Source organism: Streptomyces sp. A012304 (assembly GCF_026008495.1).
GTDB lineage: Bacteria > Actinomycetota > Actinomycetes > Streptomycetales > Streptomycetaceae > Streptomyces.
The window spans coordinates 1-298 of sequence record NZ_BQUN01000131.1; the positions used below are offsets into that span (position 1 = coordinate 1).

Consider the following 298-nt stretch of genomic DNA (forward strand, 5'->3'; position numbering starts at 1 on the left):
TGCCCTCGGCGTCGGTGACCCGCTCGGGGCGGCCGCGGTCGTCGAGCTCGAAGGCCATCACGCGGGTGGCGTCGCCGCCCAGCAGGTCGCTGATCTCGGTGCGCACCACGTTGCCGTCGGCGTCGTAGGTCGTGGTGGTCTTCTGCTGGTGCTTGCCGGAGGTGACGACGTTGGTGGCCGGCGGGTCGGTGAGGGTGGCGACGCGGGAGAGCTTGTCGTAGGTGAAGGTCGACGTGGTGCCGGACGGGTAGGCGTCCGTGACGACGGTCTCGGTGAGCTTGCGGCCCAGCGCGTCGTA

Annotated in this window: 1 protein-coding gene; it reads right to left on the reverse strand. The window is 70.8% G+C overall.

What is annotated here, in order from left to right:
* The coding region (locus ALMP_RS32990) for a hypothetical protein (RefSeq protein ID WP_264935136.1) at positions 1–298 on the reverse strand (298 nt) is incomplete at both ends.